This is a genomic window from Ottowia thiooxydans DSM 14619, from assembly GCF_000422885.1.
In the GTDB taxonomy this organism is placed as follows: domain Bacteria; phylum Pseudomonadota; class Gammaproteobacteria; order Burkholderiales; family Burkholderiaceae_C; genus Ottowia; species Ottowia thiooxydans.
The window spans coordinates 460,959-487,632 of sequence record NZ_KE383943.1 but is presented as its reverse complement, the minus strand read 5'-3'; the positions used below and the strand labels follow the sequence as shown (position 1 = coordinate 487,632).

General features: G+C 58.2%; 25 protein-coding genes. 4 read left to right on the top strand and 21 right to left on the bottom strand.

Features of this window, described 5'->3' with window-relative positions:
* Positions 1-4: 4 nt before the first annotated feature.
* Positions 5-607 (top strand): GNAT family N-acetyltransferase, encoded by a 603-nt coding sequence (locus G518_RS0131515; protein ID WP_028605872.1) that lies wholly within the window; start codon positions 5-7, stop codon positions 605-607.
* A gap of 50 nt (positions 608-657) precedes the next feature.
* On the opposite strand, the gene G518_RS37880 is transcribed toward G518_RS0131515, so the two are convergent.
* Entirely contained in the window at positions 658-1,971 is a 1,314-nt protein-coding gene (locus G518_RS37880) for an MgtC/SapB family protein (protein ID WP_051237633.1), read from the bottom strand.
* Between the two features lie 145 nt (positions 1,972-2,116).
* Between G518_RS37880 and G518_RS37875 the strand changes: the two genes are divergently transcribed.
* Positions 2,117-3,886, top strand: a complete 1,770-nt coding sequence (locus G518_RS37875) for an ABC transporter ATP-binding protein/permease (RefSeq protein WP_051237615.1) — start codon at positions 2,117-2,119, stop codon at positions 3,884-3,886.
* Between the two features lie 261 nt (positions 3,887-4,147).
* On the opposite strand, the gene G518_RS0131500 is transcribed toward G518_RS37875, so the two are convergent.
* From G518_RS0131500 to G518_RS0131420, 17 genes are all read right to left on the bottom strand, one after another.
* Positions 4,148-4,720 carry an acyloxyacyl hydrolase gene (locus G518_RS0131500; protein WP_028605871.1) on the bottom strand — a complete coding sequence of 191 codons (573 nt, stop codon included), beginning with the start codon at positions 4,718-4,720 and terminating at the stop codon, positions 4,148-4,150.
* Positions 4,721-4,838: 118 nt separating this feature from the next.
* Positions 4,839-5,570, bottom strand: a complete 732-nt coding sequence (gene queC / locus G518_RS0131495; RefSeq protein WP_028605870.1) for a 7-cyano-7-deazaguanine synthase QueC — start codon at positions 5,568-5,570, stop codon at positions 4,839-4,841.
* Positions 5,571-5,577: 7 nt separating this feature from the next.
* Complete coding sequence (locus G518_RS37870; protein WP_245598218.1) at positions 5,578-6,237, bottom strand: nitroreductase family protein; 660 nt, start codon at positions 6,235-6,237, stop codon at positions 5,578-5,580.
* Positions 6,203-7,561, bottom strand: a complete 1,359-nt coding sequence (locus G518_RS0131485) for an NnrS family protein (RefSeq protein WP_051237613.1) — start codon at positions 7,559-7,561, stop codon at positions 6,203-6,205. The genes G518_RS37870 and G518_RS0131485 overlap by 35 nt, the downstream gene beginning before the upstream one ends.
* Before the next feature lie 115 nt (positions 7,562-7,676).
* A complete protein-coding gene (locus G518_RS0131480) occupies positions 7,677-8,891 on the bottom strand; it encodes an NAD(P)/FAD-dependent oxidoreductase (protein WP_028605868.1) in 1,215 nt (404 codons plus the stop codon).
* Positions 8,888-9,463 carry a MarR family winged helix-turn-helix transcriptional regulator gene (locus G518_RS37865; protein ID WP_084652425.1) on the bottom strand — a complete coding sequence of 192 codons (576 nt, stop codon included), beginning with the start codon at positions 9,461-9,463 and terminating at the stop codon, positions 8,888-8,890. The genes G518_RS0131480 and G518_RS37865 overlap by 4 nt, the downstream gene beginning before the upstream one ends.
* 29 nt (positions 9,464-9,492) lie before the next feature.
* A complete protein-coding gene (locus tag G518_RS0131470; protein WP_028605867.1) occupies positions 9,493-9,816 on the bottom strand; it encodes a 2Fe-2S iron-sulfur cluster-binding protein in 324 nt (107 codons plus the stop codon).
* 22 nt (positions 9,817-9,838) lie between these two features.
* Positions 9,839-11,062, bottom strand: coding sequence for a cytochrome P450 (locus tag G518_RS0131465; RefSeq protein WP_028605866.1), 1,224 nt, complete (start codon positions 11,060-11,062; stop codon positions 9,839-9,841).
* A 38-nt stretch (positions 11,063-11,100) separates the two neighbouring features.
* On the bottom strand, positions 11,101-11,814 hold the full coding sequence (locus G518_RS0131460; RefSeq protein WP_028605865.1) for an ABC transporter ATP-binding protein: 714 nt from the start codon (positions 11,812-11,814) through the stop codon (positions 11,101-11,103).
* Positions 11,815-11,816: 2 nt separating this feature from the next.
* Positions 11,817-12,566, bottom strand: a complete 750-nt coding sequence (locus G518_RS0131455) for an ABC transporter ATP-binding protein (protein ID WP_028605864.1) — start codon at positions 12,564-12,566, stop codon at positions 11,817-11,819.
* Positions 12,563-13,522 carry a branched-chain amino acid ABC transporter permease gene (locus G518_RS37860; protein WP_051237612.1) on the bottom strand — a complete coding sequence of 320 codons (960 nt, stop codon included), beginning with the start codon at positions 13,520-13,522 and terminating at the stop codon, positions 12,563-12,565. The genes G518_RS0131455 and G518_RS37860 overlap by 4 nt, the downstream gene beginning before the upstream one ends.
* A 4-nt stretch (positions 13,523-13,526) precedes the next feature.
* Positions 13,527-14,393 (bottom strand): branched-chain amino acid ABC transporter permease, encoded by an 867-nt coding sequence (locus G518_RS0131445; protein ID WP_028605863.1) that lies wholly within the window; start codon positions 14,391-14,393, stop codon positions 13,527-13,529.
* Positions 14,394-14,424: 31 nt separating this feature from the next.
* Entirely contained in the window at positions 14,425-15,588 is a 1,164-nt protein-coding gene (locus G518_RS0131440; protein WP_036596671.1) for an ABC transporter substrate-binding protein, read from the bottom strand.
* A gap of 146 nt (positions 15,589-15,734) precedes the next feature.
* Entirely contained in the window at positions 15,735-16,124 is a 390-nt protein-coding gene (locus G518_RS0131435) for a RidA family protein (protein ID WP_028605861.1), read from the bottom strand.
* 38 nt (positions 16,125-16,162) lie between these two features.
* Positions 16,163-16,798 (bottom strand): fumarate hydratase C-terminal domain-containing protein, encoded by a 636-nt coding sequence (locus G518_RS0131430; protein ID WP_028605860.1) that lies wholly within the window; start codon positions 16,796-16,798, stop codon positions 16,163-16,165.
* A complete protein-coding gene (locus G518_RS0131425) occupies positions 16,795-17,664 on the bottom strand; it encodes a fumarate hydratase (RefSeq protein WP_028605859.1) in 870 nt (289 codons plus the stop codon). The genes G518_RS0131430 and G518_RS0131425 overlap by 4 nt, the downstream gene beginning before the upstream one ends.
* Positions 17,665-17,670: 6 nt before the next feature.
* Complete coding sequence (locus G518_RS0131420) at positions 17,671-18,675, bottom strand: ketopantoate reductase family protein (protein ID WP_036596668.1); 1,005 nt, start codon at positions 18,673-18,675, stop codon at positions 17,671-17,673.
* A gap of 136 nt (positions 18,676-18,811) precedes the next feature.
* Between G518_RS0131420 and G518_RS38970 the strand changes: the two genes are divergently transcribed.
* A complete protein-coding gene (locus G518_RS38970; protein WP_051237611.1) occupies positions 18,812-20,593 on the top strand; it encodes a tripartite tricarboxylate transporter substrate-binding protein in 1,782 nt (593 codons plus the stop codon).
* Positions 20,594-20,669: 76 nt separating this feature from the next.
* Here the strand turns inward: G518_RS38970 and G518_RS0131410 are convergent, their stop codons facing one another.
* From G518_RS0131410 to G518_RS0131400, 3 genes are all read right to left on the bottom strand, one after another.
* Positions 20,670-23,162, bottom strand: a complete 2,493-nt coding sequence (locus G518_RS0131410) for an adenosylcobalamin-dependent ribonucleoside-diphosphate reductase (RefSeq protein WP_028605857.1) — start codon at positions 23,160-23,162, stop codon at positions 20,670-20,672.
* A complete protein-coding gene (locus tag G518_RS37850) occupies positions 23,159-24,277 on the bottom strand; it encodes an NAD(P)H-dependent flavin oxidoreductase (RefSeq protein WP_245598226.1) in 1,119 nt (372 codons plus the stop codon). The genes G518_RS0131410 and G518_RS37850 overlap by 4 nt, the downstream gene beginning before the upstream one ends.
* A gap of 389 nt (positions 24,278-24,666) precedes the next feature.
* The gene (locus G518_RS0131400; RefSeq protein WP_051237610.1) at positions 24,667-25,395 is read right to left on the bottom strand and encodes a GntR family transcriptional regulator; all 729 of its coding nucleotides are present in this window, start codon (positions 25,393-25,395) and stop codon (positions 24,667-24,669) included.
* A 275-nt stretch (positions 25,396-25,670) separates the two neighbouring features.
* On the opposite strand from G518_RS0131400, the gene G518_RS0131395 reads away from it, so the two are divergent.
* The gene (locus tag G518_RS0131395; protein WP_028605855.1) at positions 25,671-26,576 is read left to right on the top strand and encodes a dihydrodipicolinate synthase family protein; all 906 of its coding nucleotides are present in this window, start codon (positions 25,671-25,673) and stop codon (positions 26,574-26,576) included.
* Positions 26,577-26,674: the final 98 nt, after the last annotated feature.

The following is a 26,674-nucleotide window of genomic DNA, read 5'->3' as shown; positions in this document are numbered from 1 at the left end:
GACCATGACCGCAGATGCTTTCGTAAAGCCCGTGCCATTGCGCCTCAATGGCCTTGTTCTGGAGCCTCTGGCGCTCACCCACGAAGAAGGTCTGCGTGAGGCCGCGGCCGATGGAATGCTTTGGCAAGTGCGGGTTACCTCGGTCCCCGAACCTGACGACACACGTGCCTATATCGAAACGGCTCTCGCCATGCGCGAGGCTGGCAATCGCCTTGCTTTTGCCGTGATAGAAGAAGCCACCGGCACGGTTCTGGGCTGCACCAGCTACCACGATATCGTGCCCGCCCTCAAGCGGGCGGAGATCGGTTGGACCTGGTATAGAAAAAGTGTGCAGCGCACCCATGTGAATACCAGTTGCAAGCTGCTCATGATGGGTCACGCCTTCGACACCCTGGGCTGCGCCGTCGTGGGCTGGCGCACCGACAACTTCAACTTTGCCAGCCAGCGCGCCATAGAACGCCTGGGCGCTCGCAAAGACGGCGTGATCCGCCACCATGCCGTGCGCCGCGATGGCACCGTGCGTGATACCGTCATGTACAGCATGATGGCCAGCGAATGGCCTGAAGCGAAAGCGCAACTTCTGTACTTGCTCGAACGCTACAAGTAAAAACGGTCTTAGCGCGAGCTAAGGCGCTGAGCGGCGGTGGGCGCGTTTATTCAGCGCCCTAGATACGCAATCATCTGGGCAACCCAGGGCTGAAACAGATGGCCCAGCAACAAACCCACCACCCCGGCAATGGTGATCAGGACCATGGATACCGCCAGTTTCCTGACCAGCGCCGGATTGCGCGTGCGCAGCACGAAAGACAGGCTGAACGCGATGCTGGTGAACGATGCCAACACAGCGCCGACACCCGCCGTCAGGGGAGACACGCTGCCCTGCGAAGCCAAAGCTGCAGCAGCGGCCACAGCGCTGGCGCTTGACAGCAGACCACCCAGCACGCTGACCACGTAAAAACCAGAGTCTCCGAACTGCCTCTGCGTGAGCGCCCCAAGCACGTGCAGGAGCAGAAAAATGAGGCCGTACTTAAGCGCCTGTGGGAGTGAAAACGGCATGTCCAGATGGATGTCTGGTGCACTCCCCTTCGCCTGTTGATGGCGTTGACGCAAGCTGAAGAGCACCAGCGCTGCACTGACGCCCAGCATGAGCGCAAATGCACTCATGGCACCAATCAGCGCAGATGGAGCAAGAATCAGCAACAGGGTGGCATTGCGCGCCACCATGGCTGTGGTGGCAAGCAATATGCCGCGATAGGCCGTTCCTACAAACGCCGGCCCCACTTCCCGCACGCGGTTGGAAAGCTCAATCACTGTGAAGTTGCTGTTGATCAAACCACCAAAAAAACCTGACAGCTCAGTTCCACGGGTTCCGTAGAGTTTCCACAGCACATAGTTGAAAAATCCGATCCCGGCAATAAGAATCACAGTCACCCATGCGGCGCGAGGCTCGATCAGGTCCCATGGCCCCATGGAACCCGCGGGAAGTGCCGGGTAGATCACGATCGCGAGAATGGCCAGCAGCAACGCTGAACGCACTTCGCCTTCCGAAATACCCATTGAAAAATCAGCCAGGCGCTCTTTCCATGCCAGCAGCGCGGTGGCTATCACCATCACCGCGGCGGGTGAGATGGTGTGGCCCATGCCGCACATGATGCCTGCCACGCAGGTCACCATCATGGCGGCGGAAGTGGTCAACTCCGAGCCCAGGCCGCTGCGCAGCGATGAAACATTCAGTATGGCGACCAGCAACGCGGTGAGCGCCAGGGTGCCCAGTGCAAACGAGGGACCAAGGGCTCCCCCCATCGTGCCCAGCAGGCCAATGAACCCAAAGGTGCGTAAGCCCGCCTCCTTGCCGCGCCGCTCGCGCTCCAGCCCGATCAACAGGCCTAAAGCCAAGCCCAACGCCAAGCGAACCAGAATCTGAGCATACGGCCACTCAGCCTGCGGCAAATTTGTCATTGCATTCGACATGCAGCCTACCTCCCACGGCACATTGAACGTCATTTTTATGTCATGAAAATGACATAAAAAATCAGTATAAGCCGTTGCTGCGCGAGTGGGCCGCAACCGTTAGCATGGCAACACTTCAATTCTGGCCGCGCAAGCGGCATCCTCGATGAACTGGTCGGAAAAACTCTCGCGTTTCAGGGGTTTCCTGAGCCAAGTCTGGCATCTCTCACTGCCCTACTTCCGATCCGAGGAAAGGTGGCGCGCAAGGGGCATGCTTGCAGCGGTGGTGATGCTCAACCTCGGCGCCGTCTATATGTTGGTGCTGCTGAACGATTGGAATCGCGTTTTCTACGACGCTTTGCAAAACAAGAATCAGGAAGTGTTCTGGAGTCAGCTCGGGCGCTTCACTTACCTGGCCATGATTTTCATCCTGATCGCGGTTTACAGGTTCTACCTCACTCAGTTGCTGCAGGTGCGCTGGCGAGCCTGGATGACGCGCCACATGATGGGGCGCTGGCTTCAAGGCAAGGCGTTCTACCGCATGGAACTGGCGCGCTACACCGAAACTGAAACGCAGATTCGCACAAGCACCGGGCTTCCCGCCCCTGGCCAGCACGTTCCCGACAACCCGGATCAGCGCTTGCAGGAAGACGTCAACTTGTTCACCGCCCAGACAGTGAGTTTGTCGATGGGTTTGCTGAACGCGGTGGTCACCCTGGTGAGCTTTGTGGGGATCTTGTGGGTGCTCTCAGGTGGCTTCGAGTTCAGCCTTGGTGGCCAGAGCTTTAACATCCCCGGGTTCATGGTCTGGATGGCCTTGCTCTACTGCGGCGTAGGCACCCTGCTGACGCACTACATTGGCAGACCCTTGATTGGCTTGAACTTCGAGCAGCAAAAAAGGGAAGCTGATTTTCGCCATCACCTCATGCGGGTACGGGAATACAGCGAGTCGATTGCGCTGGATAAAAGCGAGTCGCTGGAAAACCGCAACCTGGACACGCGCTTCTCTGCCGCTCTGGCCAACTATCTCAAGCTCATCGCCAAGCAAAAGCAACTCGTTGGTTTCACCAACCTCTTCGGGCAGGCCGCGACGGTATTTCCCCTCATCGTGGCCGCGCCGCGCTTTTTCAGCGGCGCGATCCAGCTAGGCCAACTGATGCAGATTGCCAATGCCTTTGACCGTGTGCAGAGTTCGCTCTCCTGGTTCGTGGATAACTACGACGGTCTGGCCAGTTGGCGCGCCACTACGGAACGTCTGACCAGTTTCGAAGCGGCGCTCTCTCGCCAGAACCGGGTTCAAGCCGGCATTGAAACCATCGCACCCGCTGACGGACCCAGCGCCGTGGAAGCACGCGATCTCACCATTCAACTGCCCACCGGGGTCACCCTGCTGCAGAGCGCGAACTTGATGGCCGCCCCCGGCCAGCATACGTTGCTCCAGGGGCCCTCGGGCAGCGGAAAATCGACACTGTTCCGAACTTTGGCAGGTATATGGCCGTGGGCACGCGGAAAAGTAGCTTTGCCGCACGACGCCATGTTCATCCCGCAGCGGCCCTATTTCCCTGATGGCTCTCTGCGTGCGGCCCTGGCCTACCCAGAGCCAGCATCGCAATACACAGACGACGCATTGAAGGATGCCTTGAAGCAAGCGCAGTTACCTGGGCTTCTGGAGCGGCTGGATGAATTCGACAACTGGTCACAGAAACTGAGCGGCGGGGAACAGCAGCGGCTGGCTATTGCCCGGGTATTTCTCAAAAACCCGGCCTGGGTGTTGGCCGACGAAGCCACCAGTGCGCTGGACGTACCGACCGAGGCGGCCTTGTACGAACGTCTGCGCGCCATGACCGAGCAGGCGGGCGGCGCGCTGATCTCCATCGCTCACCGGCCCACGGTAACCCCATTTCATAACAACTTCTGGCAAATGAAACGGGAATGAGCCTGGAACCGGCCATTGGACGAAGGGTGGGTGGTGATAGACCCTTGTCCCTGGTTCGGTTAGCTTTAATTCGACAGACCGCGCCATAGAGGCCTTAAATTCCGAGCGGGAGCTCGGCGGTCCCAGCACAAGCCTCAACTCTCCGAGGAGATTCGAGGAAAACAACAGAAGGCCGAAGAACAGACGTTCTTCGGCCTTCAATTCGTATGCTCACTGCGCCGCCTTGTTCGGGACAAGGCCGGTGCAAAGTTACCTCAACTCTTAGAACCGATGACGGTAATAGACCTGCGTGAAATTGATACCGGGGTTCGGCTTCTTGATACCTGCATTGGAGAGGTGTGTGTATCGCACGCCTAAAGTGGAGCGCCCTTGTGGCCCCCATTGGTAGCCCGCGCCAATCTGGTCTGAAAACTGGAAGGCACTGGACAGCGGGTGATCAGGCGATATGCGGGTATGCGAGAGCAGGCGCACGCCGATAGAGAATTCGCCAAATACCACGCCTGAGCCTTGCAGCGGACGCTCCAGGCGCAGGAATGGTGAATAACCGGCTTCGACAATGTCCTGCGCCTTGGGTACGCGCCAGAAAGCCACCTCCAGCTCATGTCGCAAGGTCAGACGCCACTGCTCGCCCTGCCACAGTGGCGCGCCGCGTTGCCAACCCGCGATCACGCCCACTTTCTTTACGCTGGCTGAGCTGCTGGTGCCATAGTTCAGCTGCCAATCCAGCCCCTGCGGAGCAGCTTGGGCTGGCGTCTGAGCAGAAACACCGGAATGTGCACCCAGTAGAGCGCCCGCAAGCAGGAGCGCCCCGCCCCAGGAGCTGAATGTGGACAAAGAAGATGGTTTTTGAGAGGCGTTGAGTATCCCGGCTTGCGACATTGCTTTTTGCTTTCAACTATGGATGAATGCAACACTAACCGGCTCCCAGGGCAAGTGCACCATGGGAACAGATTCAGCGTTGGCTTGATTGATTGTGCCACTGGCGCCACCCGGCCGAGCGCAGCTCGCACGCAGGACACTGATTACAGCCGTAACCCCATGCGTGCCGGACTTGCCTATCGCCGAGATAGCAGGTGTGGGTGTGTTCGGTAATCAACTCCACAAGTGCTTCGCCTCCGCCTGCTGGATCAGCCTTCAGGCCAAGATCGTGTGCGAGTTGCCAGGTAGCCGCCTTGTCTATCCACATCAAGGGCGTGTCGATCACGAGGCGTTTGTCCATTCCCAGGGAAAGCGCAAGCTGCATGGCTTTCATGGTGTCGTCCCGGCAGTCCGGATAGCCTGAATAGTCAGTTTCGCAGACGCCAGTCACGATCACCTGCAGGTCGCGCCTGTAAGCCAGTGCCCCTGCCAGAGTCAAAAAAACCAGATTGCGGCCGGGGACGAAGGTATTGGGCAAGCCTGACGCATCCATTTGGATAGCCGTATCCCGGGTAAGCGAGGTTTCGCTGATCTGACCCAGAACGCCTACGTCAATCATGTGATCAGCGCCCAGGCGTTCGCTCCAGGCGGGAAATCGCTCCCGCAACTCGCGCATCACGACCAGACGTGCCTCGAGTTCAACGCGATGGCGCTGTCCGTAGTCAAACCCAATGGTCTCCACGCGCGAGTAGCGTGAAAGCGCATAGGCCAGACAGGTCGCGGAGTCTTGTCCGCCGGAAAACAATACGAGAGCGCTGGTGTGCATGGAGGATCTAGAGAGCTAACTCGCTCGCATAGCTGCCCACTTCGGGCCGCAAAGGGATGGGTTTGGTCTTGATAGTAGTACCAATACTAATGAAGCAAAGCGCCTGCTCGTGCTCACCCAAGCTGAACAGCGTGCGCAATGGCCGGGAATTCATGGCCTTTCCACTGGTCAGCGCGGTGCCGAAACCCAGCGCATGTGCCATCAGCAGCATATTCTGTATGGCACATCCGGCTGAGACCAGACGCTCCGCAGGTGGAATTTCGTCATCTTCATCTCGCAGGCGGGCGATCGCCAGCATGAGCACCGGTGCTCGCTGCGCCTTCTCAGATGCCTGCGCCAATTGTTCCGCACTTGCCAAGGGGTCGCGCTCATGCAGCGCGGCGGCAAACGCCTCGCCCAGACGACTACGCGCGGCGGCTGGCACCACCACAAAACGCCAGGGCGTGATTCGGTGGTGGTCTGGCGCTGCGGCAGCCGCCTGCAGAATGGTTTGCAGTTGAGACGCTTGCGGCCCTGGTTCCCCCAGGCGTTTGGGCAGAACGGTCTGACGGGTATGAATAAGCGCCCCGGCCAATTCAAATACCTCTGGCGAGCGCGGGTAAGCCAACCCGGCGTGGGGTACTTGAGTCAGATCAGCCTGGTTTGCCATCAGTGCGCGGTCGTCCATACCAGTTAGCGTAACGCAAGCCCCAAACCGTGACCACGAGCGCCCACCCCAGGGCGGCCAGCGTCGTCATCTCAGGCGGCATTCCTTCTATCGCAGCCAACAGCCGGACACCGACCACCGCCTGCAAAACCCAGAACAAGGCCCAGACCAAATCATCAGCCACCAGCGCGCGACCGCTATGGCCGCACGACACCCTAGTAACCATGGCAATCATGAGCGAGCCCAGAAACCCCATAGAAAGCGCGTGGAGCGAACCCAGGCCCAACACGGGGCGCTCGGTCATGAGCCACAGGGCCTGAGACAGCGCGCTGTAGAGAAGCGCCAAACCAAACCAGACAAAACCCACGTGCAACATGGCCAACAAGCGAATTTTCAGGCTTTGCACCAAACCCCACACCACAGCCAACCATAGCAAGACTGCGCCCGCAACGGCTTCGACGGCTATGCACAGCATCGTCCAAGCCGGCCACGCATGCGCTGAAGGGGCCGCAAAATCCACCCACACTGCCAACACTTCCCAGGCTGCCACACCCAGCATCAACCACAACACCCAGAACGGCCGCCAGATCTCGATGAGGGGCAACACACTGGAAGTGAAAAACGGGATCATTCGATGCGCCACCGCAACGAACACCACCACAATAAACCCCCAAAGCGCGGTACGCACCAACACCAGCGCCCAGTCCGTCATTCCGGTCGCTTGCGCCCACACCATGCCAGCCAGGCACAGCACGCCCACCGCGCCGCCCCACCCCACCGCTTTCGCATGGACGCGGTCCTCCACCGTACTTTTCCGTACCAGCCCCCAATACAGAGCGAACATCCATGTCAGCCCTGCGGCGGCCAGTGCGAGCCCCGCCAACGCCAACCCTGGCGCCATATGAGCCCCAGCCAGCCAAATCAACCACCCGGCCGTTTGCAAACCAAGCGGCCCTGACAGCTGGCGAGCAGGCAAGGGGGTCACGCGCAGCCAATTAGGCCCGGCGGTAAACAAAAACCCTGAAAAATAAAGAGGCATGAAGCCCAACACCATCACTGCACCATGTGTCAGCGTCGGCGGCACTGCCACAGACAGGCCAAGCAGCCCGGTTACTCGATCAATCTGAACTGCGAGCCACCACAGGCTGGCAGCGACCAGCACCAGCATCGCCAATGTGAAACTCAGGCGATGCGGCGCCTCCATGAGGCGGGACAAGCGCCACGGCCCTACGACAGGCGCCGGCTTGGCCGGGCGCGCCGGGGCAGATGCAGATGCGGGTGAAGCCGAACTCAATGAGATCGTGCGCTTGACCTGAGGACGCTGTTGATCAGAAGGTTCAGTCATGAGCGCCCTTTGTACTCCTGCCCCGATCTCCTGACATTGACCGAGGTCAAGAAGTTTTTGGGCGAGCGAACAGAACAGCAACGTTCGCCCGAGACCATCGTCCCTTGAAACAGCGCTATAGCAAGGTTTTTAGCGCAAGCTGAGGGTCTTGAACCTGGGCAGGTGACGGCGAGCGACCCGCTTCAAGAAGCTTTCTCGACCACATGTGGTCCATTGGCGCGTTCGCTGACTCGACCGCTACAAGCGCATCACCCTCGAAATGGAAGAGGCTAAAGCTCGACGGCGCAGAACCTGGGCGGGTTACCGTATGAAGGCCGTCGCGCCACAAACCCACCATTTGCAACCGCAGGCCCCCTTGGTCCGACCAGAAGAATGGAGTTGGCTGATAGCTCGCGACCTGCCCCGTCAGGGTGGCTGCTGCGACCTTGGCTTGGTCGTTAGCGTTCTGCACTGACTCCAAACGAGTCAATCGACCCCGGTATTCGAAACAGGTGCAGTCGCCAATGGCCAGGATGTCCGGGTCTGAAGTGCGCATGGCGCCATCTACGCGAATGCCGTTTTCAACCTCCAGTCCTGCACCGTGTGCGAGATCGACCTCCGGCACGGCGCCCACGCTGAGCAGCAAATGCTGGACCAGCCATTCATCATCGTTCACGTGCAATGACTTCAGGTTTCCCGCTTCAAAAGCAAACTCTCCCACCTTGGCACCCAAGGTCACTTCTGTACCAAGATTTCTGTGATGCTGAAGGATGTATTCGGACAGTTGCGGCGAAGTGGACCGCGCGAGCAAGCGCGGCGCAGCCTCCAGAACACGAACGCTCCACCCGAGTTGCCTTGCGGTACCGGCTACCTCCAGGCCGATGAACCCACCACCCAGAACCACGAGGTTCCCCGAGGCCGTTTCGTGGATCCAGCCACGAAAGCGCTCGGCATCTGTAGCCGTTCTAAGCGTTGCAACATTTCCTGAAGGCAGCGCCAAGTTGGGAAGCGTCCTGGCGCGAGTGCCAGTTGCCAAGACCAGAGTCCCGTAAGACAAGTCCTTTTCTGAACTGAGTTTCAGGCGTTTTGCAGCCCGGTCGATGCTCACCACCGCGTCTGAGGCATGAACCGTGATGCCCTGGCTTGCATACCAAGCGGCATCACGATGTAACTGGGGTACTTCAGCAAGGTCCTTGATGAAGCTCTTGGACAAGGGTGGTCGGTGATAAGGCAGATGGGCTTCGGCAGATATCACATGGACTCTTTGGCCACATCCGGCCGTAGCCAAAGCGGAACACAGGGCAGCAGCGGCATGGCCACCGCCAACAATCACTATGGTGTCTTCAGTCATTCAGTGCTTGCGCCGCGAGGTCTTCGCGAGCGCGCCTTCGGATAATGGAGGTCAAGAAAATCATTGGTCGCCTGCTCAACCGCAGGTAGGTTGTCATGCAGCCTATGCAACAGGTGAATCAAGGTTTCGCGCTCTTGGGCATCTAAAACGCTAAGCAGTGCACGTTCGCGTTCCAGAGCAAGCTCAAGAATTTTGTCGTGCACGGCCCTTCCCTTGGGCGTAATACTAGCAACCCGAAGGCGGCCATCGCTGTCATCCAGGCTGATGATAATCAGGCCGCGCGCTTGCATGGCCTTCAAGGCTCTGCTGACCGAAGCCTTGTCCATACCGATGGTGCGGGAAATTGACTGTGCAGTCAGGCCCTTTTCTATCGCCAGCAGAACCAGAAGACGCCACATCTCAATGCCGACGTCGAATGCCCTCAAATAAGCACTTGAAGCTCCCCCGGAGAGCTTGTTGGCAATCCAGGTGAAAAAAGCCGGCACATAGCTGTCAAGGTCAACCACTGACGCGTTGGGGGCGGCTTCGATGGACTTGAGCTTGGCTGCACTGGAAGTCGAAAGCTTGGACATGGCAGGAAGGCTTGCGCGGTTGAAACCGCCTATTGTTGCCGCTCCGGCAACCGAATCACGAGTCCATCCAAATCTGCAAGGATTTTGATCTGGCAGCCCAGCCGGCTGTTCTCCCTCCGCTCGCTTGCAGTGCATTCCAGCATCTCAAGCTCGGTTTCCAGGGGCGCAGGTAGCTTTTCAGCAAAGGCTTCATCGACATAGACATGGCAAGTGGCACACATGGCCGAGCCACCGCATTCGCCAACGATCCCCGGTACACCGGCCGAGACCGCCGCTTGCATCAGGCTTTGACCGATGGGAACTTCCAACTGGATGTCTTTCCCATCGGATGAAATGAGAGTCACTTGGGGCATGGTCTATCTCTTCACCGGAATCTCAAACTGGAACGAGTCGCACAGGCATGGATGCCAATGCTCTCAGGGTGTTGTTCAGACGGCGCTTGGGCTCTTCAAGAAGCTCAATGCGCTTGACTCGTTTTGCCAAGGCGGTCAGCACAACCTCCCCCTCCAACCGCGCGACCACTTGACCCACGCAGCCATGAATTCCGGAACCGAAGGCCATGTGCCCCGCTGGGCGGCGTTGGATGTCATATTTATCTGCGTTCGGCCACTGCCGTTCGTCTCGGTTCGCCGCCGCCAGGAACGTGACGATCTTGCTGTCTTGCGGAATCAACACACCCATCAGTTCGGTGTCTCGGGAAGCCGTGCGGAAGAATGTCTGCACGGTCGACTCGAAGCGCAAGGACTCTTCAAAAGCGGGGCGAGCGAGGCTGTGGTCAGCGTGGAGCTGGTCGTACTGATCAGGATGGCGTGCCAGACACAGCAGAGCATTCCCAATGCCGTTGACCGTGGTGTCAACGCCTGCAGAGAGGAACGAGCGCACCAGCATCGGCGCTTCAGCGGGAGAGATCTCGCCTGCATCCGCAGCTCGCCAGATCTGCTCCCCAAAGCCATCCTTGGAAAGATTCTCCCGCGCACAATGCGCCATGATCCAAGCGGTGACCGGTTCAACACGCTCAGCCGCTTTGCGCAGACGCTCATTGCGCGGACCGAACGCATTAAAAATCATGTCTCCGTACAAGAGCAGATTCTCGCGCCCTTCGTTACCCACTCCAACCGCGTCAGGAAACACCTTCAGAGGATATGCCTCACCGATGTGCTTGACTGCATCAATGGTTTCACCGGCCGCCTGACGTTCGAGAAGCTGCTCTACCAAGCTCTCCGCTTCAGCGGTGAACCTGGCACGAATCTGCATGACCGTCTTGGGCGAGAGAATTCTGGCGAGGATAGCCCTGGCCTTGGTGTGCGAGGGAGGGTCAGCTTCAAGAATCAGGCTTTTGGGCCGGAACGGCTCCTCTTTATTGAAATTCGCGAGACCTACACCTGCGCCTGAAATAAAGGTTGCATGGTCGTTGAGAACCGCGTGCACTGAAACATGCTGCGCGGCGCCGTAAATCCCATAAGCGGGCATCCACACCACCGGACCCGCATCGCGCAGACGCTTGTGGTCCTCGTAGGGGCTGGTCAGGAAATTCGAATCGAACGGATCGATATCGACCACAGGAACGCCTGCAGGAGCTTCAACGGTGGCGGTCGTCATAGAGAGGTCTCCAGAAGAGATGAGAGGAATCGGTAGGGTCAGTGGGCACCTGCAACGCCGACAAAACGTGCGAGCAGGTCTGCGCGAGCGCGTAGCTCCTCGCTCGGTCCACGATGTACGACTTGACCACGTTCGAGCACCACTACGTTGGGCGCAAATCGAAGTGCGTCATCCACTTTTTGCTCCACCAGAAGGACTGCTACCCCGGTGTCCTTAGCCAGGCGCTCAAACGCGCGCATGAGCTCCAGGCAAATAATGGGTGCCAGGCCTTCGAGCGGTTCATCGAGCAACAAAACTCTAGGCTGGCCTAAAAGGGTTCGTGCGACAGTCAGCATCTGTTGCTCGCCACCGGAGAGCTGTTGGCCACCGTTGTTGCGACGCTCGGCCAATCGGGGGAACAACTCATAGGCCTCATCGATAGCGCCACGCGGCCGGCCCTTCAAGCCTGTGAGCAAATTCTCTTCCACGGTGAGCGATGGGAAGATGTCACGGGTTTGCGAGACATAGCCAATTCCCGCGAGTGCACGCTGACGTGGCGACCAACGCGATATATCTTTCCCGTCATACAGCACGCGACCGGCACGGACGTCTGCCAGGCCAATAATGGTTTTCAGCAGGGTTGTCTTGCCCACGCCATTTCTCCCCACGAGCGCAAGGCGCGCACCTGCATCAAGCGCAAGCGTGAGGTCGTTAATGATCTGAATGGCACCGTAGCCGGCATCAAGGCCTTCAACGGACAGCAGCGCGCCCATGTCTATGCCTCCCCGCCAAGGTATGCCGTTCGGACGGCAGAATGACTGCGGATCTCTTGAGGCGTCCCTTCTGCGAGAACGGCGCCCTCGGCAAGCACGAGAATGCGGTCGGCGAATCCGAATACCAAGTCCATATCATGCTCAATCATCAGAATGGCGAGTTCCGGCGGCAGCGTTTCCAGCGCATCCAACACCACTTGACGCTCTCCGCTAGGCACGCCTGCCATCGGCTCATCGAGCAGGAGAACGCGCGGCCTCAGCGCCATCGCGAGTGCAATCTCCACCAGGCGCTGCTCCCCATACGCGAGCTCTATGGGAGAGCGCTCTATCAATGCACCCAGCCTCAAAGTGTGCAGGATGCTCTCAGCTTCGTCGCGAACCTTCTGGAATGAATCCACCGAGCGCCAAAGCTTGTTGACACTGCCATCCCGTTCGTGAATGGCAAGCTCGACCTGCCGACCTATGGGCAAGTTCGGAGCCAATTGCGTGATCTGGAACGTCCTGGTCAGCCCGCGTTTCACACGCCGGGGAGCTGACACCGTGGTCACGTTCTCACCAAGGAGCCAGACCTCGCCAGAACTGGGTTGAAGAGCCCCGGTCACCAGATTGATGAGCGTCGTCTTTCCTGCACCATTGGGTCCGATCAAGCCAACACGGTTTCCCGAGCTCAGCTTTAGAGAAACGTCGCGGGTCACCTTCAGGCCCCCGAATGCCTTGTTCAGGTGCCGGATGTCGAGGAGGCTGTCGCTCATGTCGCCTCCCGAGCAGGACGCATGACCTCAAACGTAGAGAGGCGCTGCCGCAGATGTCGCTCCCACCGCTCGCGAGGGATGAGAACCACCACAACCAACATGCCTCCGATGATGAACAGCCAGTGATAGGGATTCACAGACGCGGCCCAATGATGGATGGTCATGAAAACCGCTGTCCCGGCGATAGCACCAAGCAGATTGCCGGCTCCGCCAAGAACGAGCATGACCAGCGCTTCAGCGGAGAGTTCAAAGCCCAAGGTATCCAATCCGACAATCTGGTTGACCTGGGCATTCAGCGCGCCAGCAATCCCGGCGAATGCTCCGGCGAACGTATAGAGCTTGAGCAGTTGCCCCCGCACTGACCCGCCAATAGCGCCTGCGCGTACTCTGTTTTGATGGATGCCGACCACTGACAGCCCGAACGGTGAACCCATAAGACGGCGCATCGCCCAGAAACACACCAGCATCACGATCACGCAATAGACGAATGCCACGCGTCCGTAGAGGTCAAAGCCCCAAATCCCAAAGAGCTTGTGAACCGTAAAGCCTGAGAGCCCATCCTCTCCGCCTGTCACATCGCGCATTTTGCTCGCAGCACTCTGTGCAATCTGCCCTACAGCGACCGTGAGCATGAGGAACGTCAACCCCTCGTAGCGCAGAAGGAAAACGCCTGACAAAGCGGCGAGCAAAGCACCAGCGGCGGCTCCACTTAGAAGACCGATCAACGGGTTCCCAGTGAGATGCATCGCCAGCAAACCACTGGCGTAGGCTCCTATGCCGAACAGGGCCGAATGCCCGAGCGTAGCGAGACCGCCATATCCCACCACAAGGTCCAGGGACATCACAAAAATCGCCATGGTCGCAATGCGGGCAGCCAGAGACAGCTGGTCAGGCCACACGAAGTACACGAGTACCGAGATGGCTATCAACACAAGATATGGGATGCAGCGTTTCATGCGATCAAACCTTGCGTGATGACAAGAGACCGTGCGGACGCCACGCCAGCAGCAGGGCCATGGCAAGGAAGAAGAAGAGACTGCCCCAGTCAGAGGCAAGGTATTTGCTAGCCGTTTCGATGGTGCCAAGAGCCAGGGCGGCAGCGAGTGAACCTGCAATACTTCCCATGCCGCCCACTGCCACGACCACCAGTACCAGCACCAAATATTTGATGGGATAGTAAGGCTCCAGCGGCATAAGCTCTGCCCCCAGGATTCCTCCCAGACCAGCCAGAGCGGCGCCCACCGCGAAGGTCATCACGTAGACGAATTGCACCGGAATACCCAAAGCGGAGGCCGCACTTGTGTTGTCTACAGTCGCGCGCAGCCAGACGCCAAAACGCGATTTCTTGAGCACCCACCAAGCGACCAGAACAACCAGCAAGCCCACCGCGATGACGAGAAGGCGTTGCGCCGGTAGCGTTCTGAACCCTAAGTCAACTGATACGCGCAGCCAATCAGGTAGAGGAATCAACTGCACCTCAGGCCCTGCAAAGAGGTTCGCGGAGGCTACGAAGAGAAAGCTCAGTCCAATGGTAAACAGCACTTGCTGGAGCTCGCTACGGCGATATAGCCGGCGAAGCACCAACACCTCTAGCAATGCCCCGAGCAGTCCGGTAGCGAGTATGGCCAAGGGGACGCCCACCATGTAGGGCAGGCCCTGCTCCCGCACCATCCATGACGCGAAGTAGCCACCCGTCATGGCAAAGGCGCCATGTGCCAGGTTAACAAAGCGCATCAGGCCCAGCGTGACCGAAAGCCCCACGGCAATGATGAAGAGCACCATGCCGTAGGCAATGCCATCTATGAGAATGTTGGCGAACAGGGTCACGCCGAGTCCTTACTGTCCGGTCGAGCTGCGCTTACTTGGTCAGACCGTGGTCCACCTGCGGGCCAAAGTTCTGGACTTCCTTGTTCACAAGCTGGCCACCAGCTTTCTCTACCGTGCGCAAGTAGACGTTCTGCGTGATGTGACGGGTATTGGCATCAATGCTCACGGGGCCACGCGGGCTTTCCCATTTATGCCCTTTGATGGCGGCCATGGCTTTCTCGCCGTCACGCTTGCCACCAGTGGCTTCCACCATCTTATGAATAACAGCCATACCGTCCCACGCACCTACTGTGGCGTAATTGAGTACGGCGTCTTTATTCACCTTGGCGACGGCTGCGGCGAAGACCTTGTTGGCAGGTGAATCGTGGGCAGCGCTGTAATGGAAGGCGGTGGTCAGTCCGAGCGCTGAGTCGCCAAATTTTTGCAAATCAAACTCGTCGGTCTCTGCGGTGCCGAGAAACTCAATGCCCGCCTGGCGCAGCCCATTTTCGTTGTAGGCCTTCACAAACCCCAGGTTAGGTGGACCACCCGGCAAAAACACATAGACAGCTTGCGCGCCACTGGCTTTGATTCGCTGTGCGAACGGTGCAAAGTCAGTCGTGCGAATGGGCATGCGAATGCTCTCCACTACTTCCCCGCCTTGCTTGGCGAACTCGGCCTTGAACGCATTTTCTGCGTCCACACCGGGCGCGTAGTCGGTCACGGCGGTGACCACTTTCTTCACACCCTTCTTGGCGGCATGTTGCGCCAAAGGAACCGTGACTTGCCACAAGGTGTAGCTGGTGCGCACGTAGTAGTCACTCTTGGTGGTGATGTCAGACGTTGCCGCGTTGAAAACGATGAACGGAGTCTTGGACTCCTGAATGACGGGCGCCACTGCAAACGCGTTCGGCGAGAAGACGACCCCACCAAGGTAGTCCACCTTGTCTTTGACCACCAGTTCTTGGGCCAGGGTGCGGGCATTCGCAGGATTCGGTCCGCCTTCATCGCGATAGATGAATTGAACTTCCTTGCCCGCAAGCTTCCCGCCCTGCTGCGCGACGTAAGCCTCAGCCCCCGCCTTGAATAACGCCCCGTAGTGCGCAAACGGGCCAGAGAACGGAGCAATGATGCCAACCTTGACTGGCTGAGCAGATGCATTGCTGAGGGCGACCAGCATTGCTGCCGCACTGAGAAGCTTCCATTGAATGCGCATTTTATCTCCTTTATTGGGCTCGCTCGTGAGTGCGAAGCAAGTAGATGCTAATTCAACTAGTTGATATGCCAACCAGTAGAAACCCCAACAAAAAATCCTGACGATTGTCAGATTACGCGCACCACGTCAGCGAGGCACCCCTACTTTTAGACGACCGCGACGCACTCAATCTCAAGAAGAAAGTCTGGCCGGGGCAGACGCGCCTCTACCGTGGTCCTGGCAGGCCAGTTTGCGGGCTCCGTTCCAAAAAACTCACGATAGATGTCGTTCATGATCTGGAAGTCAGCCCTGCTGTCAAGAAAGACATTGACTTTGGCTACATCGTCGAAAGTGCATCCAGCTTCTTCCAGGATGTAGCCCACGTTGGTCAGGCAAGCTCGCATTTGCGCCCCGAAGTCGCCTGCTTTGACCTTGGGCTCTCCTCCCTCAAACCCAGGAATTCCAGAGACAAAGAGCAAGCCCCCAGCCACCACGCCATGGCAATGTGGCGATGAAGATTTTGGAACGCGGGCGCTGTAGATGACTTTCTTTTTCAAAACTGTCTTTCAGAAATTGGGGGTGAGAGCGTGACAATCTAAGAGGGGAGCGCTGCCTTTGCGCGGTCCACTGCAAGTTCATTCATGATGCCTTCGAGGCGGTCTGCAGCTTGCTCACGAACCATATCGAAGCAACTATTGCCGTGGGCATCAATCCCCACGGTCACTGGACCTAAACCCTCCACGCGAAGACGAACGAGGCGGTAGTGAATCAGCATGTCTGGCCAACCCACGTGTATCACCTCTTTGACTGCAGCAGACAAGAGCGCACAACCGCCGCCAAGGAAAGACAGGTAAACGCCGCCGACTTCACGCAGCGCCTGCGCGCAGGCACTGTCCAGCCCTCCTTTTCCTCCCACCGCGTGGAGCTGCAGCTCCCGTATCAAGGTGGGCATATAAGGATTGAAGCGGGTGCTGGTGGTGGGGTTGATGTATTCGACCTTGAACTTATCCCCCACTTCCCTGCTGTAGCTGCCCAGATGAAACATGCTTTGGCCTCGCAGGTCCATTGGAAGAGGCTCCGCGCCGCCTAATGCTGCAATCAAGCGCTGATGAGTGGGCAGACCGGCAGTGATCACAATCTCGCCGTCGAGGATGACGAGATCGCCTGCGCGCAATCGGAGTGCGTCCTCGCGCGAGAGGGGAAACTGCATGCGATGGGTTGTGATACTCATTCGACGATCTCCACTCTTCCGTCGTTGTAGATGCGCGCCCGTGTGCGCCGGTTGATCCAGCAATTGAAGGCCACGGCCACCGGTGTGAATCCATGGCCTGCCGCATACTCAACATGGACCGCCATCGCCGTGGTGCTTCCACCCGTTCCCATAGGGCCAAACCCAGTCTTGTTGACTGCAGCATTAAGCCGCTGCTCCATGGCAGCCACCATAGGCTCCGGGTGCGGCTCGGAGATAGGGCGAAGCGTCGCCTCCTTGGCCATCTTGGCCGCATAGTCAAAGCTGCCTCCAATGCCCACGCCAATGACCACTGGCGGACAATGCTGAGAGCCCGCCTTCATGACGGTATCCATGACAAACCGCTCGATCGTGGCCAGATCAGGAAAACTGAAAATCTCGAGCGCAGCCCATCGACCAGAACCTAGCGCTTTTGGGCTGCACGTGATGTCCAGGCAATCACTGCCATCCACCATATCGAACGTGGTGATAGGCATCCCTTTGCCAGCGTAGCCACGCTCCAAGGTCAACGGATTGGTGACATGGGGAAGAAGCGGCGGCTGAATGCGCTCCACCAACTCCGCGAAGCCGTCCTGGATCGCCTGACGCACATCGCCGCTGAACCGTGCCTGGGTTCCCACACGTGCAAAGTACACGGGAACGCCTGCATCGGAGCAGACGAAGTGGCCAGTCCGTTCCGCAGTTTCCGCACTCTGCAGCATGATGCGCAAGGTATGGCGTGCTGTTTCACTGGTATCCACGCGCGCCGCTACTTCAAGTGCTTGCCGAGTGTCCTCTGGTACGCCCCGCAGCGAACGGTCGTAGAGCTCTGCCGTAACGGACTTGATAAGTTCAGGTGAGATGGCCATAGGTTTTCAGTGGGGTTTTTGCGCAAGCACATTCGCGCGCATCTTGGTGAGTGCATAAAGAGATTCACTGCGGGGAATGGGCAATTGCAAACGTCTGGCGATTTCAACGACAGCGCCAATCAAGGCCTCAACCTCCAGGGACTTGCCGGCTTCCATGTCTTGCAACATCGAAGTCTTCACACGGCCCAGTTTGCGGGTTAGCGCAATGCGTGCGGCAGGAGTCACATCCAGTGAAATATCCAGCGCCCGGCCCACCGCCAAGGTTTCCTCCATCAGCGAGCAAAACAGCTCGAAGATGCCGGGGTCGTCGATGAGTTGATCGGTGGAGCACCCGGCCAGCACGCTCACAGGGTTGAAGCAGGCATTGCCCAGGAGCTTTGTCCAGACCTCGGCCCGAATATTTGGGGAGGCCGAGGCATCAAGCCCTGACTGCTGCAGGAGATCGATCAAGCCGTCGAGCCGAGACGTCGAGGAAGCGCCGGATATTTCTCCGAAAACCAGCCGAGAACCGGAGGCATGTCGCACCACGCCCGGCTCCGGCGTAGAGCACGCGGGGTAGATAACCGCTCCCAGCACTTGGCTCGCAGGGATCATCGCGGAGATGTGACCTTGCGGATCAAGAGACGAGAGCGGCTGCGCGAGGGCAGGCTCCTTCAGCCCATGTGTGAACCACCAGGGAACCCCGTTCAGTGCTGGCACGATGATGGTTTCCGGACCAATCAGGGGCGGTACAAGATGGGCGATGTCCGCCAGGGCTTGAGCTTTCACCGCGATGATCACAACATTCTGCGGGCCCAGGCCAACGAGCGCGTTCGAATCCACCGCGTTCACGGACACCGTGGAGGTGTCGCCACCGCTTTTCAGCGTCCAGCCTGATTGACGCAAAGCAGCCAAGGTAGCGCCTCGGGCGAGCACGCTCACCTGTGCGCCTGCCTTGGCAAGCGGTATGCCGAGGTAGCCACCAATGGCGCCGGCGCCTATGACGCAGACGCGGGTTTTCTTCTCATTCATCGTGGTTTTTCTAATTTTCAAGGCAGGGCGAAAAGGAAATTAGAGCCTCGCGCACCCGGCTTGAAAAACGCGAAATAGAGATAGACTTATCAGTTAGCCTAATAACTGAACCTCACGCAAACCTCATTCACGTCCAATGCACATATCACTGCGTCAGCTTCGCGTACTCTTAGCGGTCGCTGATCACGGCAGCTTTAGCAGCGCCGCTCACGCCATCGGGCTGTCACAGTCCGCCGTGAGCCAGGGGGTGAGAGCTGTGGAGGAATCGCTCGGAACGCAACTGATCGAACGCTCCACGCGGCACGTCCGCCTGACGCCTGCAGGTGAAGCCTTGATCGCCCCTTTGAGAGATGCTCTCGATAGACTTGAATCGGTTCTTGTGGAAGCGCGATCAGCAGGCGCGGTTCAGCAAAAGGTCATTCAGATTGCCGCCACCCCTCATCTGTCTGGGCGCCTGCTGTCCCAGTGTCTGGCTGATGCAGCCAGGCGATACCCGGACCTCCAGGTTCAGCTACGCGAACAGCCACAGCCTGCGGCCATAGAGAGTGTCCGCAGAGGTGCCGTGGAGTTTGGCCTCGCAGTAGGAGATGAGCGGATCACAGATTTGATTCAAACCCGCGTGCTCCGGGATCAATTCATGCTGATCTGCCGTAACGATCATCCGTTCGCGCGCAGGAAGGTGGTCGAACTGGCTCAACTGCAGCTCGAACGACTGATCCTGCTGGCCACGGCGCTGGGCGGACGCTCGGGTTTGAATAGCCTTCTCCGAGGGCATGGCGTGGCGGTAGAGGCTGCGCAAGAGGTCACGCTGGCCGCCACTGCCATGGAGATGGCGGCAGAAGGTTTGGGCATTGCCATACTGCCAGCTAGTCGCTTGCCCATGCCTGACCAACCATCCCTCAGGGCGATCGGGCTGGAGCCGTCTCCCGTGAGAGACATAGTGTTGATACGACGCAAAGGCATCCCCATCTCGGATGCCGCCCAAAAGCTGCATGATTTAATTCTCAAGCGAGCCTCTGGAGCCGACGATCTGGAATGGGAGCGACCGCTCACACTATTGATCCCATTCCCGGAAGGAGGTCCCGTTGATCGGTATGGGAGGGTTTTCGGCGAGATCCTTTCCAGGCACCTTCATCAGAGGGTTGTCGTGAAAAATGCCGTCGGCTTGGGGGGCGCCCAAGGCGTGCATGAGTTGACCCGGTCTGAGGCGGATGGCTACACCATTGGAATTGCCGGCAATGGAGCGACCGTTTTCACCGGAGGTGGTGAGATGCAGGGGTTCGTAGACGTCTTCAAAGACCTCACATTCTTGAGCGGCCTGGTCCGCGTTCCCTCCGTGCTCGTTGCTGGCAAACATCTGCCCATCTCTAACCTCAGCGAAATGCTGGCACAAGCCCGGCTTCATCCCCGCGGCCTTCGTATCGCTGCGGCGGGGCACGGAAGCAGCCGCGTACTGGCAGAGTTGCTCCAGGAGTTAACAGACGTCTCCTTACACATAGAGCTCTACGATGGGCTGACACCCGCGGTTCGCGACATCGCACGCGGAAAAGTGGATCTGGTGTTTGGCGAGCCCATTGGAGTGCTCCCACTCATTCAAAGCCAGAAAGGCCGCGCTATCCTGATTGCGGGCTCTGAACGATGCCCCCTTCTGCCTGATGTTCCGTCCGCCAGCGAGCTCAGTCTGGAGGGCTTGGCCACTGACGGTGGCTATGGCCTTATTGCACCCGCCTCATTGCCCACCCAAGCGCTCACACATCTTTCTGGCGCCGTCGCGGATGTACTTCGGTCCACTGAAATTGCGGAGCAGTTCGATCAGCTAGGCGTGAAACCAGACATGCGAAGTGGGCCGTTTTACGAAGACTTCATTCGGTCCGAGCAAAAAAAGTGGCGAACCTTCAACCTCTCGCGGAGAAGTTGAAAATTCGCCTTGCGCTTGTTTGCGCAGAGTTTGGCGAATGCACTGCATTCGCCATCCCTTCGCATGAACTCAGGCTTTAACCGCAGCTTCCCAGGAATCCGCACTGCGTGCAGTAGTCACACCCATCCTTGCGGATCATGGCGTGGGCGCCGCACTCAGTGCACTTCTTGCCCGCCATGGCGGTGGGAGAAACCAAGGTTGCGGCTTCCAGTTTGGGCTCAGCGGCAGGCAGCTCTTCGCTATCGAACAAGGAACCTTGTGCCGCTAGAGCACGCTTGGCGATCAGGTTCTCGATGGCATAACCAATGGCCGCCACTTCGCTGTCATGCCAGAGCGGCACATGCGTGCCGTCAGGCTTCTCATAGGTACCCAATCGCACCGGGCCGCGATCCCAGCTGACCTTGCGCATGTCAGACAGCGCGCGATCCAGGAAACCGCCCCGTGCAGCCAAGCTGAGCATGCGCATGGTGGCAGTGATCCATTGCTGCGATTCACCGCTTTGTCCCACGGGCATGAAAAACTCAATGGCACGGTCCACGCTCCGCCCCTCAGGCAGTGCAATGGGCAAAAACGAGACGATCAGGTAGAGGCGCTGCTGGCCTTCGCTGGTCCAGTACTCAATTTTCTCGGTCACCGCAGGCAAGCCTCCTGCGGGACGCTTCTCGATCACCGAGCGCATGGGGTCGACCGGCGCTTGAACCGGTGCGGAGGCCATTGGCGCTTCAGGCTTGCTGGCTTCCTTGGCCACAGGAGTAGCTTCTAGTACGGCACCCAGAATGCTGTTGGGCCGGTAGGTAGCCAAGCCCTTGAGCCCAGCCTCCCAAGCTTGACGGTACAGACCCTTGAAATCCTCGTAAGGGTAGTCTTCCGGGATATTCACGGTCTTGCTGATGCTGGTGTCAACAAATGGCTGCACCGCTTGCATCATGTCCACATGACCCGCCGCACTCATCTCCAGGGCGCTGACGAAATAATCGGGCAACTTGACCGTGCTTGAATCAGACGAATCGCCCGTCTTCTGCATGGAACGATAAAGGCGATAGGCGTGGTCTTCAACAATGTATTGGCTACGGCTGCCATCAGCTTCGCGCTTGTTTCGCGTGTAGGTCCAGCTGAAAGCCGGCTCAATACCATTGCTGGCGTTGTCTGCGAAAGCCAGGCTCACGGTGCCCGTAGGTGCGATCGAAAGCAGGTGGCTGTTACGAATACCGTGCTTGCGAATGCTGGCCTTGATATCTTCTGGAAGACGGCTGGCAAACGTACCGGGAGCGAGATAGCCTTCGACGTTGAACTTAGGAAACGCGCCCTTTTCCTGAGCCAGCTCCACCGAAGCGCGGTAAGCGGCATCGCGCATACGGCGCGCAATCATCGCGGCCATGTCGCGGCCACCTGGCTCGTCGTAGCGCAGCTTGAGCATGACCAGCGCATTGCCCAAGCCGGTAAAGCCCACGCCGATGCGCCGCTTAGCGGCGCTTTCGGCACGTTGCTGCTCCAACGGCCAGAACGTGACATCAAGCACGTTGTCGAGTGCGCGCGTCTGAACGGCAACTACCTTCTCAAATTCTTCGAAATCGAACAGCGGATCGCCACCATCTCCAAACGGATGGCGCACAAAATTGGTGAGGATGATGGGCCCGAGATCGCAGCAACCGTAAGGCGGAAGCGGTTGTTCGCCGCAGGGGTTGGTCGCCTCGATCCGTTCGCAATAGTTCAGATTGTTGTCGCGAGTGATCTGATCGAGGAACAAGATGCCCGGCTCGGCGAAGTCATAGGTGGACTTCATGATCGTGTCCCACAGCTCACGCGCGGGCATTGTCCGATACACCCACGAGCCATCAGCGCGCTGGGTTGCGCCTTCCTCGATCAGCTTGGTACCGGGTAGAGCTTTGTGGACCAGCTCCCACACAGCGCCCCCTTCCACGGCACGCATGAAGGCATCTGTCACGCCCACTGACACGTTGAAATTGTTCCAGCGGCCCGGCGTACGCTTGGCGGTAATGAACTCCAGCACATCAGGATGGTCGATGCGCAGCACCCCCATCTGCGCGCCACGCCGTGCGCCAGCGCTTTCGACCGTGGAGCAAGACTGGTCGAACACATTCATGTAGCTACAAGGCCCGCTGGCCATGCTGGCCGTGCCCTTGACATAAGCACCCTTGGGGCGAATGCGGCTGAAGTCATAGCCCACGCCGCCGCCACGGCGCATAGTTTCTGCGGCCTCTCGCAAGGCTTCGTAGATGCCAGGGTAGCCCTCGTCATCTGCACCCTGGATGGCATCACCCACCGGCTGCACGAAGCAATTGATCAGGGTGGCCTGAATATCCGTACCCGCCGCGCTCATGATGCGGCCAGCACCTATGGCACCGGCGTGCAGGTTGGCCAGGAATTTTTGCTCCCACTCACCGCGCAGTTTGGGTTCTTCAACAGATGCCAACGCCCTTGCGACGCGGCCGTAGAGCTGATCAAGGCTCGTTTCGCCAGATTTAAAGTATTTTTCAGCCAACACATCGCGACAGATGGGTTGAACTGCCAGACGAGCCTGCGCTTTTGGCAGGGGGTCTCTTTTCATGTAATGCACTCCGGTGTGAGGGCTGCTGGCATGATCGATCCCAGCAACCAAACCATCAATTCTTGCACTGATGCAATTCGCGATCCGAAAGGCAACATCCCTGCCCCTCTAAAGAACAGGCCTTTTTCAGTCTGTCCGGCATAAGCGTGACCAAGTTGCTGGTCAATGCAGAACTGCCCCATGCTGGAAACGCCATCGCGCAGGCCACAGTGTGCCAAACAATCGAAAGCCATGTTGCACTGTTTCTTCACATGTGCAACCGCTTTTAGTTTCGATTCGATACGAATATATTTTTCCAACCAGGGAGTTCGCACGCCGCGCGCCGGTAAACCAGCCACGCTGATGAACTCCACCACGTCCTCTGGGCGAGCCTCTGCCAGCACACGCTTGAATTCGGGCGCGGCGTCGCATTCCTGCGTCACGGCAAACGCAGTGCCGAGCTGCACACCCGCAGCACCCAGTGCCTGCAAGCGCTGAATATCCGCCAGGCAACTGATGCCCCCGGCAGCAATAAGGGGAATTTCACCCTCTATGCCCGCATTCTTGAAAAATTCACGCGCGGCGGGAATGACGTTCTCGAAATTGAAACGGGGATCTTGAAGGTCAGCCACCTTGGCTGCACCCAAATGCCCCCCCGCCAAGCGTGGGTGCTCAATAACGATGGCGTCAGGCAGGCGCCCTTTCTTTTCCCATTTACGCACCAGCAGTTGAACACCACGCGCGTCCGAAAGAATAGGGATCAGAGCGGTATGCGGGTGGTCCTTGGCCAGTTCGGGCAAATCCAGCGGCAATCCCGCCCCCACGACCACAGCATCAACACCCTCCTCCAACGCGCAGCGCACGTAAGCTTCATATTGGCTAAGCGCCTTCATCACGTTTACTGCAAGCGCACCCCGCCCTTCCGACAGGACTCTCGCTCGCCGTATCTCGCGTTTGAGCGCTTCGATGTTGGCTGCATTGATGCGCTCCGCAGCATCGGATTCCTTCAAAAGATGGCCCGTCTGCTCCATGAGATCCGGGTGCAAACGCCTCAGATCGACTGAAGAAATGGTGCCCACGCTATCCAGACGCGCCACGGCGCCTGCCAAGCCACCTGCCGAAACTCCAACCCCCATTCCCCCCTGCACTACCGGTAAAAGAGTACGGCCTTTGAGCTGAAGCGGGGTGAGTGCCGACTGACCGCATAACGACCACAAACCGTCTATCGCTTCGGAAACCGAAGAAATGGTGGAGGAATAGGTCGATAAAGCGCCGCGCGACCCCGCACGGTCAGCAAGAGGTAATTTCATGGAGAGCAAAGCCTGAGCAAAGAACTGGGGAAAGGCTAAGCCCCAGTGCCCATAACAACCTTGCCTCAAGTCAAGCAAGCGCTAAAACGATTGCCACGGAATGTGACAAAACATTTCAACACTCTCGTACACCAGAAATTGGGGACTGTGATCGTAGTGCTTAGTGATAAGCGCTAGCAGATCCCTGCCGCCCTGCCGACTTTAACTTCGCTGTGTCAGGAAGTCAGCCGCGCGGGCTTGTCGTCAAGAATTCTCGTGACGATTCCCAATATCTCATCTCCAGCGGTGGCAATGTGCTCTTCAAGCACCTGCTGCGCTTTATCTGCCTGACGATGCCTGCACAGATCGATCAGTTGTTGGTGCTCCCGATGAGCTTGCTCCCGGACAGGCGTATTCACCGCTTGAAATCGGAAATATCTCTCTGATTTCTCATGAAGGGCACGTACGATTGATAGCGCTGCAGGCCGGCCTGCAGGTGCGTAAAGCAGCTCGTGGAACGCCCAGTTCAGCGCGCCCCAATCGTCTGCAGTGGCATGGTCCATCGCCTCAACTTGAGCTTGCGCGCGGTGGAGATCAGCGTCACTAATATGGGCCACGGCTTCGTGCAACAACCATGGCTCAAGGCGCTGGCGAATATCAAAAAACTCCCGCACCTCTTCTTTGGACAGCATGGAGACGAATGCCCCTTTGTGGGGCAGAACGTCTATGAGGCCTTCAGCGCTCAAGATTCGAATAGCTTCGCGCACAGGAATCCGGCTGACACCCAACTCATCAGCGAGAGCTTCCTGCCGGAGCGGCACCCCTGGAGGCAACGCCCCGGAAAGAATGCGTGCTCGAAGGTCGTCCAGTACGAGTTCAACCGTTGTCTTTCGAACTAGCCGACCGGTCGACGACGGTAGACGCTCAACGTCGTTCGACGGATGGATGTTCGCTGGATATGCCATGAGGTCTCACGAGTATGCCACTCACCAGCCGCGCTCCTGGAACGTGTTCGCGATCCTGGAGGCCGCTATGGCAGACGATAGAAGATTGATAAGGGTAAACCCTCTATAAAAATTTCCCTTGGTACAAATATATTGTATCCAATCCACTGAAATCAACGCATCGGACGCAGCCAAATGAGCCCCGTGCATCGATTTTTGACAATCCTTCAATTTGGATCCAATATATTGACTCCAATTCGAAGATAAGGCTATTGTTAAACGAAAGGTGATCCGCAATGAAAGCAATCAACTGGTCCGGCGTCTTCCCTGCCGTCACAACCAAACTCAACCCCGACTTCACGCTGGACATCCCTGCCATCGAACGCGGGTTGGAAAGACTGATCGACGCAGGTGTGGGTGGCGTGGTGATGATGGGCATGGTGGGGGAGAACGCTCAGTTATCCCCTGAAGAAAAGCTTGTGGTTCTAAAAACTGCAAAGGCGGTGGTGAAAGGTCGTGTCCCGGTGGTCTCAGGCTTGGCTGAGACCAGCACCGCTAAAGCCGAAGCTTTCGCGAAAGAGGCGGAGAAACTGGGTATAGACGGCCTCATGGTCTTTCCTGGCTTGACCTATAAATCAGACGCCAGGGAGACGATTCATTTCTACAAGACAGTCGCCCGGGCAAGCAATCTGCCCATCCTTCTCTACAACAACCCTCGCGGTTACGGGGTCGATCTCACGGCGGACATCCTGACTGAACTCATGAGCGAGCCGACCATCGTCGCCATGAAGGAAGAGTCTTATGAAACGCATCGCATCACGGAACTGATGACGCGCTTTGCTGGGCGGCTGAACGTGGTGTGCGGCGTAGATAACCTGATCGTCGAGAGCGCAGCCCTTGGAGTCAAGTGCTGGGTATCCGGGATGGCGAACGCCGTGCCCAAAGCATCCGTAGATCTCCTCAATCTATGTGTTGCGGGTAAGTTTGACGAAGCCCGCAAGCTTTACGCTGCTTTGGATTCGCTGTTTTACCTGGATACCGTGGTGAAGCTCGTTCAGCACATCAAGCTGACGGAAAACATCGCCGTCGGGAGTGCAGAAACAGTCAAGCCGCCAAGATTGAACCTGGAAGGTGCTGAGCGCGAGCGAACCATCGCCATCGCGAAGACAACCCTTGCGGACCTGAAGACCCTTGGCTATTAATTTGCTTTAACCACCTCTCACCTAGTCAAGCACCTGCCCCTCCGCGCAAGAGGCGTTGGAGGTCCATCGGTATCCGCGCCCCGATGGTGAGCAGAGTT

Excerpts from the sequence above, each read along its gene's own strand:
- G518_RS0131515 (WP_028605872.1), top strand. The coding sequence starts at position 5 with ATGACCGCAGATGCTTTCGTAAAGCCCGTGCCATTGCGCCTCAATGGC.
- G518_RS0131485 (WP_051237613.1), bottom strand. The coding sequence starts at position 7,561 with ATGACTGAACCTTCTGATCAACAGCGTCCTCAGGTCAAGCGCACGATC.
- G518_RS37875 (WP_051237615.1), top strand. The coding sequence starts at position 2,117 with ATGAACTGGTCGGAAAAACTCTCGCGTTTCAGGGGTTTCCTGAGCCAA.
- G518_RS37865 (WP_084652425.1), bottom strand. The coding sequence starts at position 9,463 with ATGTCCAAGCTTTCGACTTCCAGTGCAGCCAAGCTCAAGTCCATCGAA.
- G518_RS38970 (WP_051237611.1), top strand. The coding sequence starts at position 18,812 with ATGCACATATCACTGCGTCAGCTTCGCGTACTCTTAGCGGTCGCTGAT.
- G518_RS0131455 (WP_028605864.1), bottom strand. The coding sequence starts at position 12,566 with ATGAGCGACAGCCTCCTCGACATCCGGCACCTGAACAAGGCATTCGGG.
- G518_RS0131430 (WP_028605860.1), bottom strand. The coding sequence starts at position 16,798 with ATGAGTATCACAACCCATCGCATGCAGTTTCCCCTCTCGCGCGAGGAC.
- G518_RS0131425 (WP_028605859.1), bottom strand. The coding sequence starts at position 17,664 with ATGGCCATCTCACCTGAACTTATCAAGTCCGTTACGGCAGAGCTCTAC.
- G518_RS0131465 (WP_028605866.1), bottom strand. The coding sequence starts at position 11,062 with ATGACGACCGCCACCGTTGAAGCTCCTGCAGGCGTTCCTGTGGTCGAT.
- G518_RS0131395 (WP_028605855.1), top strand. The coding sequence starts at position 25,671 with ATGAAAGCAATCAACTGGTCCGGCGTCTTCCCTGCCGTCACAACCAAA.
- queC (WP_028605870.1), bottom strand. The coding sequence starts at position 5,570 with ATGCACACCAGCGCTCTCGTATTGTTTTCCGGCGGACAAGACTCCGCG.
- G518_RS37880 (WP_051237633.1), bottom strand. The coding sequence starts at position 1,971 with ATGTCGAATGCAATGACAAATTTGCCGCAGGCTGAGTGGCCGTATGCT.
- G518_RS0131440 (WP_036596671.1), bottom strand. The coding sequence starts at position 15,588 with ATGCGCATTCAATGGAAGCTTCTCAGTGCGGCAGCAATGCTGGTCGCC.
- G518_RS0131420 (WP_036596668.1), bottom strand. The coding sequence starts at position 18,675 with ATGAATGAGAAGAAAACCCGCGTCTGCGTCATAGGCGCCGGCGCCATT.
- G518_RS0131410 (WP_028605857.1), bottom strand. The coding sequence starts at position 23,162 with ATGAAAAGAGACCCCCTGCCAAAAGCGCAGGCTCGTCTGGCAGTTCAA.
- G518_RS0131470 (WP_028605867.1), bottom strand. The coding sequence starts at position 9,816 with ATGCCCCAAGTGACTCTCATTTCATCCGATGGGAAAGACATCCAGTTG.
- G518_RS37870 (WP_245598218.1), bottom strand. The coding sequence starts at position 6,237 with ATGGACGACCGCGCACTGATGGCAAACCAGGCTGATCTGACTCAAGTA.
- G518_RS0131460 (WP_028605865.1), bottom strand. The coding sequence starts at position 11,814 with ATGGGCGCGCTGCTGTCCGTTGAAGGCCTTGATGCCGGCTACGGTGCC.
- G518_RS37850 (WP_245598226.1), bottom strand. The coding sequence starts at position 24,277 with ATGGGGGTTGGAGTTTCGGCAGGTGGCTTGGCAGGCGCCGTGGCGCGT.
- G518_RS0131480 (WP_028605868.1), bottom strand. The coding sequence starts at position 8,891 with ATGACTGAAGACACCATAGTGATTGTTGGCGGTGGCCATGCCGCTGCT.
- G518_RS0131400 (WP_051237610.1), bottom strand. The coding sequence starts at position 25,395 with ATGGCATATCCAGCGAACATCCATCCGTCGAACGACGTTGAGCGTCTA.
- G518_RS37860 (WP_051237612.1), bottom strand. The coding sequence starts at position 13,522 with ATGAAACGCTGCATCCCATATCTTGTGTTGATAGCCATCTCGGTACTC.